Origin of the sequence: Rhodanobacter caeni, from assembly GCF_039523575.1 — a bacterium.
GTDB lineage: Bacteria > Pseudomonadota > Gammaproteobacteria > Xanthomonadales > Rhodanobacteraceae > Rhodanobacter > Rhodanobacter caeni.
This window is the reverse complement of the sequence record NZ_BAAAFO010000001.1, coordinates 657,595-675,650: the sequence shown is the minus strand read 5'-3', so window position 1 is coordinate 675,650 and position 18,056 is coordinate 657,595. Positions and strand designations below refer to the sequence as shown.

The following is an 18,056-nucleotide window of genomic DNA, read 5'->3' as shown; positions in this document are numbered from 1 at the left end:
ACCGGCAGGCTTTCGCCGCCACCCTCACTGCACCACGCCGACGTCCAGCCGGCGCGCGTCGCTGCGGCCGTGATCGTCCACCACGCGCAGTTGATACGTGCCGGCCCGCACGGGCTGCCACGTCAATGCCTGCCCCGGCGTGGCACGGCCAACGTAGGCATCGTTGACGAACCAGTACAGCGCGCGCACGTCGGCGTCGCTGGTGGCGGCAAGCATCACGGCGTTGCCCTCGGGGCGGTCCAGCCGCAACGCGTACGACGCGCCGCGCAAGGGCGAGGTGATCGCCGGCGGATCGCCCTGCGCCCGGCCGGCATCGGCGCAGGCCGGGTTGTGCGGCGGCTTGCGGATCGGGATGCCGGCGCGGGCGAACACGGCGGCAAGATCCGACGGCCAGTACTGGAACACCTCGGTGCGGGTCGAGCCGGCGGCGTACGGCGGGCACGCCGGCAGGCCGCTGGCGTTGTCGATCACCAGCGGGCGGTACACGTTGCCCGCCTTGATCGGGGAGACGCCGGGAATGAACCAGCTCCAGCCCGTGGCCGGGCACCAGCGGCTGGGCAGCATGCCGGTGGCCAGGCATACGCGCACGCGCTTGACCCCATCGGGCAACGGACGCGATGGCGGTTTCAGATCGGGATGGCCGGCCAGCAGCGCGTCGTGGATGCGGAAGAACAGCGGCGCGGCCGCGTCGATGCCGACGAACGCCGGGTTGGGCGTGCTGTCGAAATTGCCCACCCAGACCACCAGCACGTACGGGCCGAAACCGCCCGCCGTCCAGGCGTCGTGGAACGCCCATGAGGTGCCGGTTTTCCAGAACACCGGCGCGGTACTGGGACGGCTGCCGAAGGTGGTGCCCGGGCGCGGGTTCTGCTCCAGCATATCGGTGACGATGAAGCTGGCCGCCTCGCTCAGCAGCCGCCTGCCCGGCACCGGTGGCGCGTCCTGGCGCAGGCGCAGCGGTTTCAGCACGCCGCGATTGGCCAGCAGCGCATACAGGCGCGCCAGGTCCTGCATGGTCACGTCGCCGCCACCCAGCACCAGCGCCAGGCCGTAGTGCTGCCTGCTGGCCAGGTTCCGCACGCCGGCCTGGCGCAGAAAGCCGTACAGGTCCGGATCGCGCAATTGCGCATCGACCCACACGGCCGGAATGTTGCGGCTGTGGATCAGCGCCTGGGTGGCCGTCACCGGCCCCAGGAAACGCCCGTCGAAATTCTCCGGCGTGTACGGCCCGAACGAACTGGGCACGTCGCGCAGCACGGTCTGCGGCCCCAGCACGCCCTGGTCCAGCCCCAGCCCGTAGATGAAGGGTTTCAGGGTGGAACCGGGCGAGCGCGGCGCCAGCGTGCCGTTGACCTGGCCGTGGATGTCCTCGTTGAAATAGTCGACCGAACCGACCAGCGCCTTGACGCCCATGTCGCGCGTATCGACCAGGATCGCGCTGGCGTTGCGCACGCCCACGCCGGCCATGTGCCGCACGTAACCGCGCACCTGCCGTTCCAGCAACTGCTGCAGGCCGAGATCGATGCTGCTGCGCACCTGCGACGGCAGCGGATCGCCGCGCGCGTTCGCGGCGGCGATCAACTGGTCGACCGCGTGCGGCGCCGCAAACGGCAGTTGCGCCACGGTGCGCAGCGCCAGCGGCATGCGGAAGACCGCGCGCCATCGGGCATCCTCGGGATGCTTGCGCAGCCAGCGCCGGAACAGCCGGTCGCGCGCGGCGGCAAGGCGCGGCGCCACCACGCTGGCGTCGGGGCCGTGGCGGCTGTCGAGCCGGCGCGAGGGGTCCTGCGGGATCACCGCCAGGGTCAACGCCTCGGGCAGGGTCAGACGCGCGGCGGGCTTGCCGAAATACACCAGGCTGGCGGCGCCCACGCCCTGGATATTGCCGCCATACGGCGCGCTGTTGAGGTAGGCCTCGAGAATGTCGTGCTTCGAGTAGGACAACTCCAGCCGCACCGCCAGCGCCACCTGGCGCAGCTTGCCCAGCGGCGTGCGCGTGTCCAGCCGGTACAGCAGCCGCGCCAGCTGCATGGTGAGGGTGGAACCGCCTTGCGGATGCCCATGGCGCACATAGGTGACCCACGCCCCGCGCAGCAGCCCCCACGGGTTGAAACCCGGGTGCCAGCGGTACCACTGGTCCTCGTGCATCAGCGTGGCGTCGATCAGCGCTGGCGAAATCTCCGCCAGCGGCGTCCACAGCCGATACTGCTCGTCGCTGGCCAGCGTGAGGCGCAACAGGCGGCCGGCATCGTCATGGATGGCGGTCGATCGTGGCAAGGCATCGCGCAACGACGGATGCGGCCACAGCCGGCAGCCGACCAGGATCACCGCGACCAGCCCCAGCGCCGCCAGCACGTTCTGCCAGCGGCGCACCCAGCGCCCTGCCGCGGTGCGCGCCGCGCTTGCCCACGCCGTGCGCACGCGCCCTCAGCTCACTTCGGTCGCACCACGGTCAGCACGCCGGCGGCGGGCGCTTCGGCCTGCACATCGGGACGGTACATGGCCGAGGCATAGGCCGGCGGAATGCGGAAACGGCCCGCATTGGTGGCGCGGATCCGGTACACGAACTCGCGCACGTCGGACGAGACCGAGCCGTAGATCACCACCCGATCCTCGCGCACATCGGCGTGGTCGGCGTGCCAGCTGGAACTGTCCAGGCCCAGCGGCGAGGTCCATTGCGCCTGGGCGTCGTCGTCGCCATCGGCGTACTCGTCGTCATCCGAGGTGTCGGCAGTTGCCGGTGGCGGCGTGCGCAGCACGGGATCGAAGCCGCCAGGCAGCAGATCCACCACCGCGATGTTGTCCAGCGCCTGGTCGCCGATGGCGCGAACCTTCACGTGCACGTCGATCTCCTGCCCCACCGTGACCTTGTCCAGCGGCCGGCCCTTGTCGTCGGTGTAGTCGCGCACGATCTCCAGGCCCTGCTTGATCGCCTTGGCGGACGCCTGGCGGTCGTAGCCGCTCTGGGTCAGCACGCCCCATGCACTTTGCGTGCTTTGATTGACGAAGCGCAGCCTGGCCGTCGCCGCAGCCCATGCCTGCGCCTGCAGCAGGTGGCCTTGCGCCTTGCCGATGGACGTCGCCGCGCCACCCGCGTCCACCGCCTCGATGGAAAGCTTGGCCAGGTTGCCCGGCTCCATGCCGGCATAGCTGTCCAGCGCCAGGATCGTCATCGCCGACGACAGCGTGTTGTAGTCGTTCTGCTGCAGCGGCCAGGCGATGTTCTCGAACACCTGCGGCGGCAGTGCCTTGGCCTGCGCCGGGAATTGCCGCGACACGATGTACAGCACGCTGGCATCGCGCACCGCGGGGCTGTAGTACTCGGCGAAGTCGAAGCTGTCGCTGTCCGGCTTGCCGCGTTCGAGTACCTTGATCGGCCCGGCAATCAGCTTGCCGGCCTCATCGTCCTGCTGCAGCAACTTGTACGAGGCCGCCAGCCACGCGGCGACCAGGTCGCTGCGCCACTGTTTCGCGTACAGCGCTTCCAGGCGCTGCTGCACGGCGGCGATCTGGTTGGTGGTGACGTTGCCCTGCACGGTCAGCAGGTAGATCGCATACGCGCGGTCGCGCAGCTGCGCCAGCGAGGTGAGGCTGTCGTCCGCCGCCAGCTCGCGCAGGTAGGCGTTGCCGTTGTCCAGCACGTTCTGCGGTACCGCCACGCCGCGCTCGCGCGCCTCCAGCAGGAAGTTCATCGCGTAGGCGGACACGAACGGCAGCGAGGTCGGCGTGGCCGACCACAGGCCGAAGCCACCGGCATCGTTCTGGCGCGTTTCCAGCGTGCCGATGAAATCGGCCAGCGCCCTGGCGTTGCTGACCGGCTTGCCCTCGAACGCCGGCTGCAAGGCCTGCGCGAACGCGGGGGCCGCGTCCCAGTTGGCCACGATCAACCGCGGCATGGCCGCGCTGATGATCTGCTCGGTGCAGTAGTTGGGATAGTTGATGAGGTAGCTGGTGAGCCCGCGCGCCAGCACCACCGGCGAGGACGACAGCACCGCATCGCGCCGCGCATACGGCGCATACATCGCGCGCAGCGTGGCATCGTCCGCCTGGCTGCCCGGCTTGATCCGGGTGGTGGAGATCGAGGTGCGATACGGCACGTTCGGCCGCACCGACAGGTCGACCGTCTGCCGCGCCGAATGCGCACCGTGGCTGGCGCTGAAGGCGAGATCCGCCGATCCCAGCGTGTCGGTGGCCTTGACCTTGAACAGCAGCACGCCTTCGCGCATCGACGCCAGGTCGATGCTCTGCGTGGCCGCGCCCACCACGGTGAGCCCCGCGCCCGTCTTCAGCGTGACCGCCACCGGTACCGCCTGCTTGCCGATGTCGGTGAGGTTGTTGGCCACGCCCACGCTGACCTCGGCCTCGTCGCCCGGCGCCAGCGTGGTCGGCACGTTCGGCGACAACACGAAATCGCCACGCACGGTGGTGGTGCCCTGCCAAGTGCCGATGCGGTCGGGCGACACCGCCACGGCCATCACCCGCAGCGTGCCGTTGAAATCGTCCGGTACGGCGTAGTGGAAATCCTTCTCGCCATCGACGTCGACGATGCCGGACCAGTACGCCACCGGCGCCTTCTTCTTGCGGCTGAACGGGTTCAGCTGCCGCCCGATCGCCGCGTCGGAGTCGCCACCGGTGGACGCTGTCAGCGACATCAATTTCTCGAAGTCGGGCAGGATCAGGTCGAGGATCTGCGCGGTCGACACGCCCAGCATGCGCTTGCGGAAGAAGTACTCCAGCGGGTCGGCCAGCTCGTAGCGCGCCACCTGCAGGATGCCCTCGTTCACCGCAAACAGCACCACTTTCGCCGGCTGCTCCGCATGCAGCTTGAACGTGGCGGTGGTGCCGGGCTTGACCAGCTTCGGCACATCCACGTCCAGATTGTCGCGATGCGCGGCGAGGCTGAGGCGGAACGGTGCCACGCCGTAGCTGAGCGGGCTCATGAAGATCGCGTCGGAGGACGGGTCGCGCACGAACTGCACGTTGACGTAGCCGTTGCCCTCGAAATCCGCGGGGATCGTGATGTGCTGCACCGAGCTGTTGGTGTCGGTGCGGAACCAGCTGTGCGCGTAGACCTTGTCACGCTCCAGCGTGATCAGGCCGCTGCCCACGTAGGGCGCGTGGATGGCCACCTCGATGGTGTCGCCTGGCTGGTAGGTGCGCTTGTCCAGGGTGAGCTGCAGCTCGGCATTGCGCTCCAGCGAGCGCGACAGGTTGGCCGCGCCGGCCACCGAATACTCGACCCGGTTGACCTCCTTGCCGTCGCTGGCGCGCAGGATCAGCAGCGCGTAATTGCCCGGCTTGTCCGTCGGCAGCGCGTAATCCATGCCGCCGGCGGCAATCGTCAGCGGCTTTTTCTGCAGCGGGATTTCCTTGAGCCGCGACTCGTACTTGTACACACCGGAATGCTGTTTGGTCAGCACCGACACGTATTTGCGCTCGACCACTTGCGCGGTGAGCCCCGGCAGCGCGATCGACTTGGCCTGCGGGTCGATCGCCACCAGACGCACGCGGCGCACCGCGTCGCGGTCGATGTAGTCGAGGTTGCCCGTACTTTTGTAACCGACCAGCCAATCGTCGTTGGACACCATCGATTCGGTGGCCGCCGCCACGGCGCGGCCTCCGTCCGCCTCGTAGACCCTGGCCAGCAGGTGCAGCTGATAGGTGGCGTCCTCGTAACGCGACAGATCCAGCGGAAACACGGCGTGTCCCTGGGCGTCCGTCTGCTGATCCTGCAGCTCCTGCTGGTAACCCTGCCTGGCGCGGCGGATGTCGTAGAAGTGCCAGCCGGCCCAGCTCTTGAACGCGGGGAACGCCGGCTGCAGGCTCATCGACACCGCCACGCGGCGGTTGGCCGCCGGCGTGCCGAACAGGTTCTGCGCGTCCACCACACCCTGCAGCTGCGCCGGCTTCACCCAGCCTTCGGCGACGGTTTGCGACAGGCTGGCGCGTACCTTCATGCGATCGGGCAGGAACTCCTTCACCTGCACCGTGGTGCTGCCGATCTGCGTATCGGCGCGGCCATCGCGCACGATGTAGAGATTCACCGTCCACGCCCCCGTGGCCGCGGTGTCGGCCGTGGTGTAGCCCAGTTCGCCGAAACCGGAGCGGTCCAGCGTCAGCGGAAACTGCTTTACCGTGTTGCCGCGCGGATCGACGATCTCGGCCTGCAGCGGCATGCCGGCGACGCTGCGCGTCCAGCTGGCGGCCCGCACGATCAGGCCGACATGGATCAACTCGCCCGGCCGGTACAGGCCGCGGTCGGAGAACAGGTGGGCGGACAGCCGGCCGGGGTTCGGCGCGTTGTCCGCACCGCCCACGTCGAAGCGCGAGTAGTCCAGCTCCCGCCCGCTGGCGCCAATCGGCAGGAACGACATGTCCGCGCCGCGGGTGACCAGGTGCATCACCGGCCGCCGGTCGTGATCGAAGCCCGACAGGCTGGGGAAACTCGCCATGCCGTCCGCGCCGGTCGTGCGCGACAGCAGGGTCTTGCCGTTCACCGCCACCACCGCCACCGTGGCACCGGCCACCGGCTCGCCGCCGTGGATGGATTGCACGAACACATCCTGGCTGCCGTCGTCGGCCTTCTTCACCAGCATGCCCAGGTCGGTGACCACGATCAGGCGGCTGTCGGTGGGCGCGTCGTCCATGCTGCCGGCGCTTTCATCGACGGGGTCGCAGGCCGGAATGCCCGCGGATGCCGCGGTGTTCGTCGACCTGCCGGCTGCCGGCGCCAGCCGTTGCTTCGCCGCCGTGCAGCGGCGCGCCGCATCGCGCGTGGCGCGCTGCTCGATCGCTGGATCGTAGCCACCCAGGTGCAGCAGGAACACGCCGCGCTTGCCGTCGGCCAGGTACTTGCCCAGGTCCACGCCGGTGTAGCTGGCCTTTGCCGGGCTGGCGTCGGGCAGGCCCTGCTTGATCACCTGGCGCTCAACGATCTGGTCCTCGCTGAAGCCGTACATCAACTCCGGATGGCTGTAGTCGCCCTGGTTCAGGCTGACCAGATGCTGCAACTGCTCGGGCAGCACGCGACCCACCACCAGGCGCATGCCCGGCAGGTTGCGCGACACCACCGAAATGCGCTTGCTGCCGCTCATCGACAGCAGCGAGCCGGAGCCGACGAAACGCAGCAATTGCGGGTAGTCCGGCACGGTGATCACCCGCGCCACCGGCTGGCCCTGCACGTAGCCGCCAAAGGATTTCAGCCCCTTGTCGATCCGCACGTAGATGCGCTGGCCCGGTTGCGCGTGGAAACCGAAACTCTGCAGTGCCTGGTAGTTCTCCTCGGTCGGCGTGGCGGTGAGCGGCAGCACCTGCGATTGCCGCAGCACGTCGGCGCCGACCTGGGACACGCTCCACGGATATGGGCGATCGTCACCGCTATCGGGCTGGCCGGGTTTGCGGTTGGGCAGCACCCACGCATGGACCAGCGGCGCAACCTCGTCGGTGCGCACCGCGCCGTTGAAATTCAGCACCAGCACCTGCTGCGGTTCGTTCCTGTCGTCATCGACCAGGGTCGGCCTGATGTCGTCCACCGTGAGGCTGTAGAGGCCGGGAATGCGCACCCGCGCGTGCAGCGCATCGCGCGTGCCGTCGCCGCCGCGCGAACTGGTGACGCCGTCATCCACGTTGACCAGCAGCAGGCCCGGATCGTGCGGCAGCGCCAGCTGCTGCGAGTGGATCCACGCATGCAGCTTGTTCTTGTCGTAGGTGACGCTGAACTTGACCGGCGTGGTGGCCTTGCCCTCGGCATCGGCGTTGGACAGGCTGATGCGTTTTTCCAGTTGTGCCGGGTCCACCGGATAGTTGAAATCCAGCTTCTGGATCACCTGCTTGGCACTGGCGTTCTGCGGGTCCTGGTAGAACTCGCCCTCGCCCAGCGTGGCGGTGAACGCCTCGGTGGCAAAGTCGAAATGATCCTCGGCCAGGTGCACCTGGGGCGCCAGCAGCTTGCGCGGGTCCAGGCGCACCGTGTACTTCTGCCCCACCGGCCAGTCGGCCGCGGGCGTGAACACGAGCCTGCGATCGTCGGTCCACTTCCATTGCCCCTTCACCGCGGGACTGCTGGCGATCCCTTCGGTGACCGCCTTGTCGACCTGCTCGATCGGCGCGGCCGAACCGGAGAACGTCACCACCAGCGGCTGGATGACCGGCGTGTCCTGGCTGTAGTCGGTGACAGCCGGTGCCGTCACCTCGAACGTCATCTGCTGCGGACGTGGCCGGTGCTGGTACCACTGCCAGCCAAACCAGCCCGCCAGCGCCAGCCCGACGAGGGCGAGCACGGCGCCGCCGGAACGGCGCGGATGGCGCCGCACCACATGCATCCAGCCCGGCGCGCCCCAGCTCACGTCGCCCAGCACGGGCCGCAGGCCGGCGCCAAGCAGGCGGGTCAGCCAGCGCACTACGCGCCAGGGCAGCATCAGCAGCCATTTCAGCAGATCCATGATCTTCCCCGTTGAGCAGAAGGCGCCGTCCGCCAGGGCGGGCGTGTGCGCTGGTGCGGATAGTAACGGGCGATTGTGGCCAATGTGGGGACACGCGCGGCGATCGGTGGGCGTGCACGGGCGGGAGGTCGGCAAGAAGGGCCCCGACCACGAGCGCGCCGTTGCGCGCTTGTTGGATAATCGCCCGACGCCACCTTGCCGAAGAGCCTTGCATGAACAGCGAAACGTCCAGCCCCATCGCGTGGCGCTTTTCCGAGCGCGCCGGACAACTGCAAGGATCGTTCATCCGCGAAATCCTGAAGGTCACCCAGCAGCCGCAGATCATCTCCTTTGCCGGCGGCCTGCCCTCGCCGGCCACGTTTCCGGTGGAGGCGATGAGGGCGGCATTCGACAAGGTGCTTTCCAGCACCGGCAGAACGGCGTTGCAGTATGGCCCCACGGACGGCTATCCGCCGCTGCGCCAGTGGATCGCCGAGCGGCTCTCGCAGGACGGCGCGACCATCGTGCCGGAGCAGGTGCTGATGGTGTCCGGCTCGCAGCAGGCGCTGGATCTGCTGGGCAAGGTGCTGATCGACGAGGGCAGCCGTGTGCTGGTCGAAACGCCGAGCTATCTGGGTGCCTTGCAGGCGTTCTCCGTGTACCGCCCCGAATTCACCTCCGTGCTGACGGACGAGCACGGCCTGGTGCCCTCGTCCATCCCCGCCGTGGCCGAGGGCGCGCGCCTGCTCTACGCGCTGCCCAATTTCCAGAACCCCACCGGCCGCACGCTGTCCGTCGCGCGCCGCATCGAGCTGGTGGAAACCTGCGCCCGCCTGGGCCTGCCGCTGATCGAGGACGACCCCTACGGCGCGCTGTCGTACAAGGGTGAGCCGCTGCCGAAGATGGTGGCGATGAACCCGGCCGGCGTGATCTACATGGGCTCGTTCTCGAAGGTGCTCACGCCCGGCATCCGGCTCGGTTACGTGGTAGCGCCGCTGCCACTGGTGCGCAGCCTGGAGCGGGCCAAGCAGGCCGCCGACCTGCACACGGCCCAGCTCACCCAGATGGTGGTGCACGAGGTGGTGAAGGACGGCTTTCTCGACCGCCACATCCCCACCATCCGCGAGCTGTACGGCAACCAGTGCCAGGTGATGCTGGACGCGATGGCCGAGCACTTCCCCGCCAGCGCCAGCTGGACGCGGCCCGAAGGCGGCATGTTCATCTGGGTCACCCTGCCGCCGCACATCGTCGCGATGGAGCTGCTGGAAGCGGCGATCCAGGAGAACGTGGCCTTCGTGCCCGGCGCCCCGTTCTATGCGAACGCGCCGGAAACCAACACGCTGCGCCTGTCGTTCGTGACCGTGCCGCCAGAGCGCATACGCCACGGCATCGCCACGCTGGGCAGGTTGATCGCCGAGCGGATGTAAGAGCGCAAGTCCTGCGGCCTGGGTTTCAGCGGCGGCTCTTGCCGCCCACGCCCCGCGCCTTGCTCCGCGCCTTTGGATCAGCGCCAGCGCCATTCACCAGCAACGATCCGGCAATGACGCCAAACAGGTGATCGGCGCGCGACGCCAGCGCCGGCTGGTCGCCCAACCATGCCAGCGCCGCCACCAGCGCAAACAGGTCGGCGCCATCGATATCGGTGCGCGCCAGGCCCGCTTGCTGCGCACGGGTGAGCAGTCTTGCGCCGGCGGCCTTCATGCTGACGCACGAGGCATGGAGTGCCGAGTCCTCGTCGTCGATGGCAGCGACCATCGACGCCACCACGTCGCGGTAATCGTTCGCCAGCGTGACCACGTCGCGCAGCCACGTCACCAGTGCGTCGCCCGGCGAAGCTGACGTTTCGCGTTCGATCGCCTCCGTTGTCAATCCATCGAAGCTTTCGCGCAACAAGGCCTCGAGCAACGACTCGCGCGTGGGGAAGTGCCGGTAAAGCGTGCCGAGCCCGACGCCGGCCCTTCGCGCCACGTCGCGCAGCGACGCGCCGGCGCCCTGCTCGACGACGACAGTGCGCGCCACGGTGAGCAGGTCCTCGTAGTTCTTCCTGGCATCGGATCGCATGCTGGCCTCTTGATAAGCGGAGCATTGCTCCGCATAATCGGAACACTGCTCCGTTAATTATAGAAGGACAAGGCTGATGCCGACAAACACGATGAAAGCGATCCGGTTGCACGCCTTCGGCGGCCCCGACGTATTGCGTTACGAAGACGCGCCGCTGCCCGCACTGAAACCCGGCGAAGTGCTCATTCGCGTGCACGCGGTGGGCGTCAATCCACCGGACTGGTATCTGCGCGAGGGGTACGCCAGCTTGCCGCCGGAATGGCGGCCGCCGATGTCCTTGCCCATCATTCCGGGGACGGATGTGTCGGGCGTGGTCGCCGCGGTCGCCGATGACGTCGCCGGTTTCGCCATCGGTGACGAGGTGTATTCGATGGCCCGCTTCCCCGAAGGCCTTGCCGGGGACAGCAAGGCCTACGCCGAGTATGTCGCGGTGCCCGCGGCGGAAGTGGCAACCAAGCCTGCCGGCATGGACCACGTGCACGCCGCCGGTGCACCCATGTCCCTGCTTACCGCCTGGCAGTTCATGATCGAACTGGGCCACGACGCCCCCAACCCGCTCCAGCCACACGCGCACGCGCCGGTGCCGCTGGCGGGCAAGACCGTGCTGGTCAACGGCGCAGCCGGCGGCGTGGGTCATTTCGCCGTGCAGCTGGCCAGGTGGAAGGGCGCACGGGTGATCGCGGTGGCGTCCGGCAAGCACGAGGCGTTTCTGCGCGACCTGGGCGCGGATGAATTCATCGATTACACGAAGACGGCGCCCGAGCAGGTGGTTCGCGACATCGATCTGGTCGTTGACGCGGTGGGTGGTCCGGGCGCGGCGCGCTTCCTGCGCACGCTCAAGCGTGGTGGCGCGTTGTTCCCGATCTTTCCGCTGGGTTTCGCCGGTGCGGATGAGGCCGGCAGGCTGGGCGTCACCGTGTCCGCAACGCAGGTACGCTCAAGCGGCGCCCAACTGGCGGAACTCGGCAAACTGCTCGATAGCGGAACGGTACGCGTCGCGGTCGATAGCACGTTCGCCCTGGCGGACGCGCGCGAGGCCCACGAGCGGGCGGCCCACGGACACATCCAGGGAAAGATCGTGCTCACGGTCCGCTGATGGAGCCTTGTCATGACCACCCTCAAAGCGGCCATCGAAGACCTGCTCAACAACCGGCGGCTGACCGCCGCCGAAGCGGCCGACCGGCACTTTAGTTCCGACTTCCGCCAGCGCACGAACGGGACATGGGACGACCGCGCCACGTTCCTCGCCCGGATCGACCATATCCGCGACGTGGTCGCACACGCCACGGTCACCGTTCTCGACGAGCTTGGTGATGCCGACCGCTACGCCGAGCGGCATGTCATCGACCTGCTCCAGCGCGACGGCGGGCGGATCCGGCAAGAGGTCTACGTGTTTGCGACGCGCGATCCGGACGGGCGCTTCGCGCGCCTCGAGGAGACGACGCTGGTGCTCGAACACCAGAAGATGCCCGAAGCGACTTGAAGCGATGGGCTTGCGGGCGCGTCTCGCCGTCCAATGCGCAATAGACTGGCCATTGGACTTCTGCCTGGCCGTTCGCCCCCACCCGCATGACGTGGCCCGAAAAGCACAACACATCCCCGGTTTCGCGCCGCTCCATGATCGTGGCGGCGCTGTCGACGGTGGTGGAGTGGTACGACTTCACGCTGTACCTGTATTTCGCCACGGTGCTGTCGCGGGTGTTTTTCGGGGGCGGCGAAAACGCGCTGCTGGCGACGCTGGGCGGGTTTGCCATTTCCTATGCGATGCGGCCGCTGGGCGCGATGGTGTTCGGCCATATCGGCGACCGGCTCGGGCGGCGGCACACCCTGCTGTTGTCGATGATGCTGATGACGCTGGCGATGCTGGCCACGGCCTTGCTGCCCGACTACGCCGCGATCGGGCCGGCGGCAGGCGTGCTGCTGATCGGGCTGCGTTGTCTCATGGCGTTCTCGGTGGGCGGCGAATACACCGGCGTGGTGGCCTATCTGCTGGAGGGCGCGCCGGCGAATCGCCGCGGCCTGATCACCTCGCTGGCATCGGCCGCCAGCGAAGTCGGCGCATTGCTGGCGGTGGCGCTGTCCGCGCTGACGGTGGCGCTGATGAGTGCCGCCCATCTCGACAGCTGGGGCTGGCGCCTTCCTTTTTTCGTGGGCGCGGCACTGGCCGCCTGTGTGTGGCTGGCGCGATCGACCATGCAGGAGTCGCCGGATTTCCTGCGCCAGGTGTGGCAACGCACCGTGCCCTCCGCGCCGCTGCGCCACACGCTCGCCCACCACAAGCCCGCCCTGCTGCGCACCTTCGCCATCTCGGCGCTGGGCTCGATCACCTACTACGTGGGCATCACCTACGTTCCGGCGTTCCTGACCTCGTCGGGCACCGTTGCCGAGGGCCGTTCGCTGGGGCTGTCCAGCGCTGCCGCCGTGGCGGTCATCCTGGTCACGCCATTGGCCGGCGCGCTGTCCGATCGCGTGGGACGAAAGCCGGTGCTGGTGGGGTTCGCCGTCGCCAGCATGCTGTTGCCGCTGGCGATGTTCGGCTTGATGGGTGGCGGCGGTGACGTTGCGATAGCAGGCGGCGCGATCGTGCTGGCCTGCCTCGCCGGTGGCGTGAGTGCCGTGGGCGCGCCGGCCACCGCCGAGCAGTTTCCGGGCGAAGGCCGGCTCAGCGGACTGGCTCTGGGCGTCACCGTGGCCACCGCCATCTTCGGCGGCCTGACGCCCTTCCTCGCCGAGCTCCTGCTCAGGCAGACCGGTTGGCATGCCGTGCCCGGCGCGATGATCGCGGTGGTGGCCCTGGTCGTGCTTCCGGCTTTCCTGACGATGCCGGAAACGCACCCGGAATGGCATGGCGCGGCGGGCCGCCGATCGGCGGACCGGCCAACGATCGCCAGCCGCGTCGGTGGCGACCCGCGCTAGCACCACGCCACGCGGCATCGCCACGGCGGCATGACGGCCCCTTGTGGCGCGGTCCGGCGGGAACCTTTTGCGCACCGGCCTCATCCGATTCGCAGCCACGGTGCTGCGCATCCGCGCGGACAAGCGCGTGGCCAGCGGGCTCGCCCGCGAGCCGCTTCCACAAAAATCGCCGAGTTCGATGCCGACACCGTTCTTTTCCATCGTCATGCCCACCTGGAACCGCGTTGCATCGCTTGACCGCGCACTGACGTCGGTGCTGGCGCAGCGCGAGCCGTCATGGGAGTTGCTGATCGCCGACGACGGCTCGTCGGATGGCACGTGGGCATCGCTGTGCGACTGGAAACGCCACGACCCGCGCCTGCGCTGTTGGAGACATGCCAACCGCGGCCCCGCCGCGAGCCGCAATGCGCTGCTCGGGCACGCGCGTGGCGAGTGGATCACCTTCCTCGACAGCGACGACGAGCTGCGACCCGACCATCTTGCGCTGCGCCGCGCCGCCATCGCCGCGCAACCGGGCACGGATCTGTGGTTGTCGCCGATGCACATCGTGGGCAATCCCTTCGTGCCCAGCTGCCTGCATCCGGGCGAGATGATCCACGTCGATCGCTGCATCGGCGTGGGCATGCTCACCGTGCGGCGCGAGACGATCCTGCGTGCCGGCGGCTTTCCCGAGATCCGCTACGCCGAGGACGCCGCGCTGATGACGCAACTGCGGATCATGGGCACGCGAACCGCCTGGCTGACGCATCGCAGCTACGTCTATCACCGCGACCACGCCGACAGCATCACGGCCCGCCAGGCACAGCGGACACGCGCCACGCTGCCGTATGCCATGGCTGAAGCGGCCGTGGATTGACCCACGCATCGCTCCACTTTCGCCGCACCTCACCGGCCCGCGCGCCAACCGCCCTCGGCTACACTCCAGCGCTGGCCGAAGGTTTCCTCCCATGGCGCCAACCGTATCCCGCGAACGCCTCCTGCTGGGCGCAAGCACCATCACCTTGTCGCTGACGTCGCTGGCCGGCGCTTCGGCGACCGTGCTTGCGTGGATCGGGCCGGTGCACCGGCCGCTGGACATGGTCATCCCGCCGGTGATGACCGCCCTGTTTCTCGTCCTGCTGGCCATGCTCCTGCGCTGGCCGCATCGCGTCGGGCTCATCATGCGCGTGGCGCTGGCCGCTGCGCTGGCAGCGCTGGTCGCGCCGGCGTGGTTCTACACCTGGCAGGCCAGCGTGACCCCTGGCCTGCGGCTGGTCGACATCTACCCGCCGGTGGCATCGCTGCTGCTGATCCTGATGGTGACGGCGATGATCTACCTGCCGACCCGGGAGGGCGTGGCGATCGTGGTGGCCGGCTGGCTGCTGGTGGCCCTGCCGGTGCTGGTCTACCTGTTTGCCCACCCCCAGGAAATGCGCACGCCGCGTGGCGCCGACCTGTTGATGACGTATGGACCGGTCTTCGTGCTGTTCCTGGTGCTGCTGCCGGTGCAGCGCAAACTGACCGCCCGGATCCAGCACCTGGTCTCGGAGCAGGTGCAGATGGAGGCGATGGTCAACCGCGATCCGCTGACCCGCATCTACAACCGCCGCTTCTGCCAGCTGGTGCTGCAGGACCTGCTCACCCGGAAGATTCCCGCGGGCGTGATCATGTTCGACCTCGATCGCTTCAAGGCGATCAACGACACCTACGGCCATCCGGTGGGCGATCGCGTGCTGCAGCGCGTGGCGCAGCGGTGCCAGGAGCTGCTGCGCAAGAACGAATGCCTGGCGCGCTGGGGCGGCGAGGAATTCCTCGTCGTCGTGCCGGACGTCGATGCCACCGCCCTGCCTGCCTTGGCCGAGCGACTGCGGACATCCATCGCCGAACTGTCCATCGAGCCGGTATCGCTGGTGAGCGCGTCGGTGGGCATCGCACGGATGATCGATGGCGACACCGCCGACGCCCTGCTGCAGCGGGTGGATGAAGCGCTCTACCGCGCCAAGAAGCAGGGCGGCAACGTGGTATCGGCGTGAGCGGCGAACGCGACCCGGCGGCTACCTGCCCGGCGCCGCCCTCCCCTCATGCTGTGCCGCCAGCGCCAGGAACATGAAGTTGGTGGCGCCACCGCCCAGCACGTATTCGCGCTGCTGCCAGAAGTACGGCCAGATTTTCAGCTCGGGCAGATCGGGCCGGATCAGCGCCGTGCCGGAGATCACGCCGCCGGGGATGTAGCTCCAGTCGGCGCGATTGGCGCCGTAGGCCACGGTGGCGGACATCGCCCCCACGCCGGAGGCGAACGACTCGGGGTTGTCGCCCGGATGCACGCCGAGCACGAAGTTGAGGGCCTCCATTTGCAGCGTGTCCGGCGTGAACTGCGGCCATGCCTTGCGGAAGAAGTACTGGTCGACGCCGAACTTCTGGATGTCCCAGCCGGCACCCCAGATGTACGGCACGTACGGCACGCCATACGGTGTCTTGCTGGCGTCCGCCGTAAGCCTGGCCTGGTAGGCCTTCACCGCCGCGCCGACCTCGTCGATGAACGCCTGGTCGTGGATCAGCGGCATCGCCTCGGCCAGCTTGGCGCCGGTCTTGTCGATATGCGCCACGATCTGCGGCTTCATCGCAACCAGGCGCTGCACATAGGCCGCGTCGTTGGTGGTCTTCGCCAGCTCCGCCAGCGCGAACACCTTGGCACCAAGGTCGTCGGCGCGGTCGATGGCGTGGCGGTAGAGGTCGAGCGCGGCGTCCAGCGATTGCCTGGCCATCGCCGGATTGGCCGTCTTCAGCACCCGTGCGGCGGTGGCCAGCTGCGCGGCCGTGCCCAGTTCGCGATCGGGATTGTCCTCGGTGAACACCCAGCGGTCGTCGGCGATGGACGAGGTGGTCGCGGTCTTCTGGCCCGGCTTCAGCGCGCTGTCGTAATCGAGCCCGTCGGTTTGGGTGGAGACGTCGCCCAGCAGCACGTACTGATCCAGCGTCGGCTCGATGATGCCGCGATAGGTGCGGCCCAGCGCCTGGTAGCCGCCCAGCACGCTGAGCAGGCCGTGCTCCATCTGCTGGATCGCGTCGTTGATGCCGTCGGGCTGGTGGATGTGCGCCACCTTGTTCGTCTCGTCGATGCTGGTGGCGTCGTAGTCGAGGCCGAACTCCTCCACCATCTTGGCCAGCAGCCATACCGTGCCCATCTGGCTCTCGACGCGCAGGTCGTAGTCGCCGGCATCATGCCAACCGCCGGAAGTGAGGCCCGGCACGCGGTCGCCGGGCTTGTAGCGGGTCAGCGTGTCGGGCCCCTGCGCATAGCCGTCGAAGTGCACGCCCACCTGCGCCATGCGCGCATCGTCCTGATGGTCGAGCCCGTGCCAGGTGCGGAAGTTCTCCTTCACCAGCATGTGGCACATCTGCACCGGCAGGAAATATTCCAGCGTGGGCTGCCAGACGCCGCGATCGTAGACATCGTCGGCAATGCGGAACACGTGCGTCTTCTGCCCGCGGTAGGACAGCTGGTACATGCCCGGGGTGGTCACCGCATCCAGGTCGGCGGTGAGGTAGTTGTAGCGCAGGAAGTGGCCCCACGGTTTGGGCGTATAGACGGCCACCTGCTTCGGGCCATCCGCCGTCATCCGGTACAGCGTCAGCGCGTCGGCCCGGGTGTCGCGCTTGTCCTGCTCGATCACCACGGTCTTGGCCTGGCCCGGGCGATAGCCCACCTGGGACACCTGCACCACCGGCGCGGCGCGCCAGGCCGGATCGACGTTCGGCGTGATGATCCACGATACCGCATGCTTCGTGGCGCCCGGACGCGTGATCTCGCGCACGATGTACCAGCCGTTGTTCTGGTTGCCGCGTCCGTCGAGCAGTTCGAGCCGGCCCGTGCGGCTCTCGATCTTCATGCGCTGCAGCCTGCTTTCCGGCGCCACCACCAGGGTCTTGCCTTCGGCCATCGGGGCGGTGATGAGCTGGCCGTGGTCGTCACTGACCGGGCCGTTGGCCTGGCGTGGAAACGTGCCCGTCGTACCGTCCATCAACCAGCTCTTGCCGAACAGGTCGGTGGGAAACAGCTCGAAGTTGAAACCCACCTTGCCTTCCCAGTCGGCGGGCAGCGGCTTGTCCAGGTCCACGCTGACCTTGAACGCATCGCCGTCCAGCGGCGTCACGCTGACGCGGTAGCTGAAATGCAGGTCGGGGTAATCGATCGGGTTGAAGCCCTTGCGGTTCTTCGTCTCGTCGGGGTAGTGCAAGGTCTGCGTGACCGTCTGCGTCGCCGCGTCGACCACCGGCTTGCCGTCGCCCGCCGGCATCGGCGACCACTGTCCCGGCGACGGCTCCAGCCGCAGGTCACCGTTGGCCGCCACGCGCGTGCCGTGCTGGATCACCGTCACGCCGGTCTGGTGCCCATCGGGATAGATGTCGGCAAACACCGTGACGTTCAGCCCCGGCGCCTCGAAATAACCCTTGTCGTTGAGCTTCAGCTGCGGCTCGGCCCGCGCCGCGGCAGTGCCCGCCGCCGACAGTATTGCCAGCAGGCCGATGGTGATCGAAAGCATGTGTTTCATCAGCTATCCCCTGGGCGCCGGTCCGCTTGGGCCTCGCCGTGATTGAACGCCAGAAACTAGCCCACGCATCCGGTCCACGGCAAGCAACCGCAGCAGTCCCATTTTTCGCGAGCAAGTTATCCGCCTC

10 protein-coding genes are annotated in these 18,056 nt (G+C 68.3%); 6 read left to right on the top strand and 4 right to left on the bottom strand.

The window, feature by feature from the left end; all coding sequences use genetic code 11:
• Positions 1 to 24: 24 nt before the first annotated feature.
• Together pbpC and ABD017_RS03170 are read right to left on the bottom strand one after the other, a co-directional pair.
• A complete protein-coding gene (pbpC, locus tag ABD017_RS03175) occupies positions 25 to 2,421 on the bottom strand; it encodes a penicillin-binding protein 1C (protein ID WP_343880051.1) in 2,397 nt (798 codons plus the stop codon).
• An 11-nt stretch (positions 2,422 to 2,432) separates the two neighbouring features.
• Entirely contained in the window at positions 2,433 to 8,441 is a 6,009-nt protein-coding gene (locus ABD017_RS03170) for an MG2 domain-containing protein (RefSeq protein ID WP_343880049.1), read from the bottom strand.
• A 212-nt stretch (positions 8,442 to 8,653) separates the two neighbouring features.
• Here ABD017_RS03170 and ABD017_RS03165 point away from each other — a divergent pair, with 212 nt between their 5' ends.
• Positions 8,654 to 9,847: an aminotransferase-like domain-containing protein gene (locus ABD017_RS03165; RefSeq protein WP_343880047.1), complete on the top strand. Its 1,194-nt coding sequence runs from the start codon at positions 8,654 to 8,656 to the stop codon at positions 9,845 to 9,847.
• 25 nt (positions 9,848 to 9,872) lie between these two features.
• Here ABD017_RS03165 and ABD017_RS03160 read toward each other — a convergent pair whose 3' ends face one another.
• Positions 9,873 to 10,481, bottom strand: a complete 609-nt coding sequence (locus tag ABD017_RS03160) for a TetR/AcrR family transcriptional regulator (protein ID WP_343880045.1) — start codon at positions 10,479 to 10,481, stop codon at positions 9,873 to 9,875.
• A gap of 76 nt (positions 10,482 to 10,557) precedes the next feature.
• On the opposite strand from ABD017_RS03160, the gene ABD017_RS03155 reads away from it, so the two are divergent.
• The 5 genes from ABD017_RS03155 (at position 10,558) to ABD017_RS03135 (ending at position 15,409) form a co-directional block, all read left to right on the top strand.
• The gene (locus ABD017_RS03155) at positions 10,558 to 11,577 is read left to right on the top strand and encodes an NADP-dependent oxidoreductase (RefSeq protein WP_343880043.1); all 1,020 of its coding nucleotides are present in this window, start codon (positions 10,558 to 10,560) and stop codon (positions 11,575 to 11,577) included.
• 12 nt (positions 11,578 to 11,589) lie between these two features.
• Positions 11,590 to 11,964 carry a nuclear transport factor 2 family protein gene (locus tag ABD017_RS03150; RefSeq protein WP_343880041.1) on the top strand — a complete coding sequence of 125 codons (375 nt, stop codon included), beginning with the start codon at positions 11,590 to 11,592 and terminating at the stop codon, positions 11,962 to 11,964.
• 86 nt (positions 11,965 to 12,050) lie between these two features.
• On the top strand, positions 12,051 to 13,397 hold the full coding sequence (locus tag ABD017_RS03145) for an MFS transporter (protein ID WP_343880039.1): 1,347 nt from the start codon (positions 12,051 to 12,053) through the stop codon (positions 13,395 to 13,397).
• Between the two features lie 178 nt (positions 13,398 to 13,575).
• Entirely contained in the window at positions 13,576 to 14,253 is a 678-nt protein-coding gene (locus ABD017_RS03140) for a glycosyltransferase family 2 protein (protein ID WP_343880037.1), read from the top strand.
• Between the two features lie 91 nt (positions 14,254 to 14,344).
• Positions 14,345 to 15,409, top strand: coding sequence for a GGDEF domain-containing protein (locus tag ABD017_RS03135; RefSeq protein ID WP_343880034.1), 1,065 nt, complete (start codon positions 14,345 to 14,347; stop codon positions 15,407 to 15,409).
• 21 nt (positions 15,410 to 15,430) lie between these two features.
• Here ABD017_RS03135 and ABD017_RS03130 read toward each other — a convergent pair whose 3' ends face one another.
• Positions 15,431 to 17,929 (bottom strand): glycoside hydrolase family 9 protein, encoded by a 2,499-nt coding sequence (locus ABD017_RS03130; protein ID WP_343880032.1) that lies wholly within the window; start codon positions 17,927 to 17,929, stop codon positions 15,431 to 15,433.
• Positions 17,930 to 18,056 lie beyond the last annotated feature (127 nt).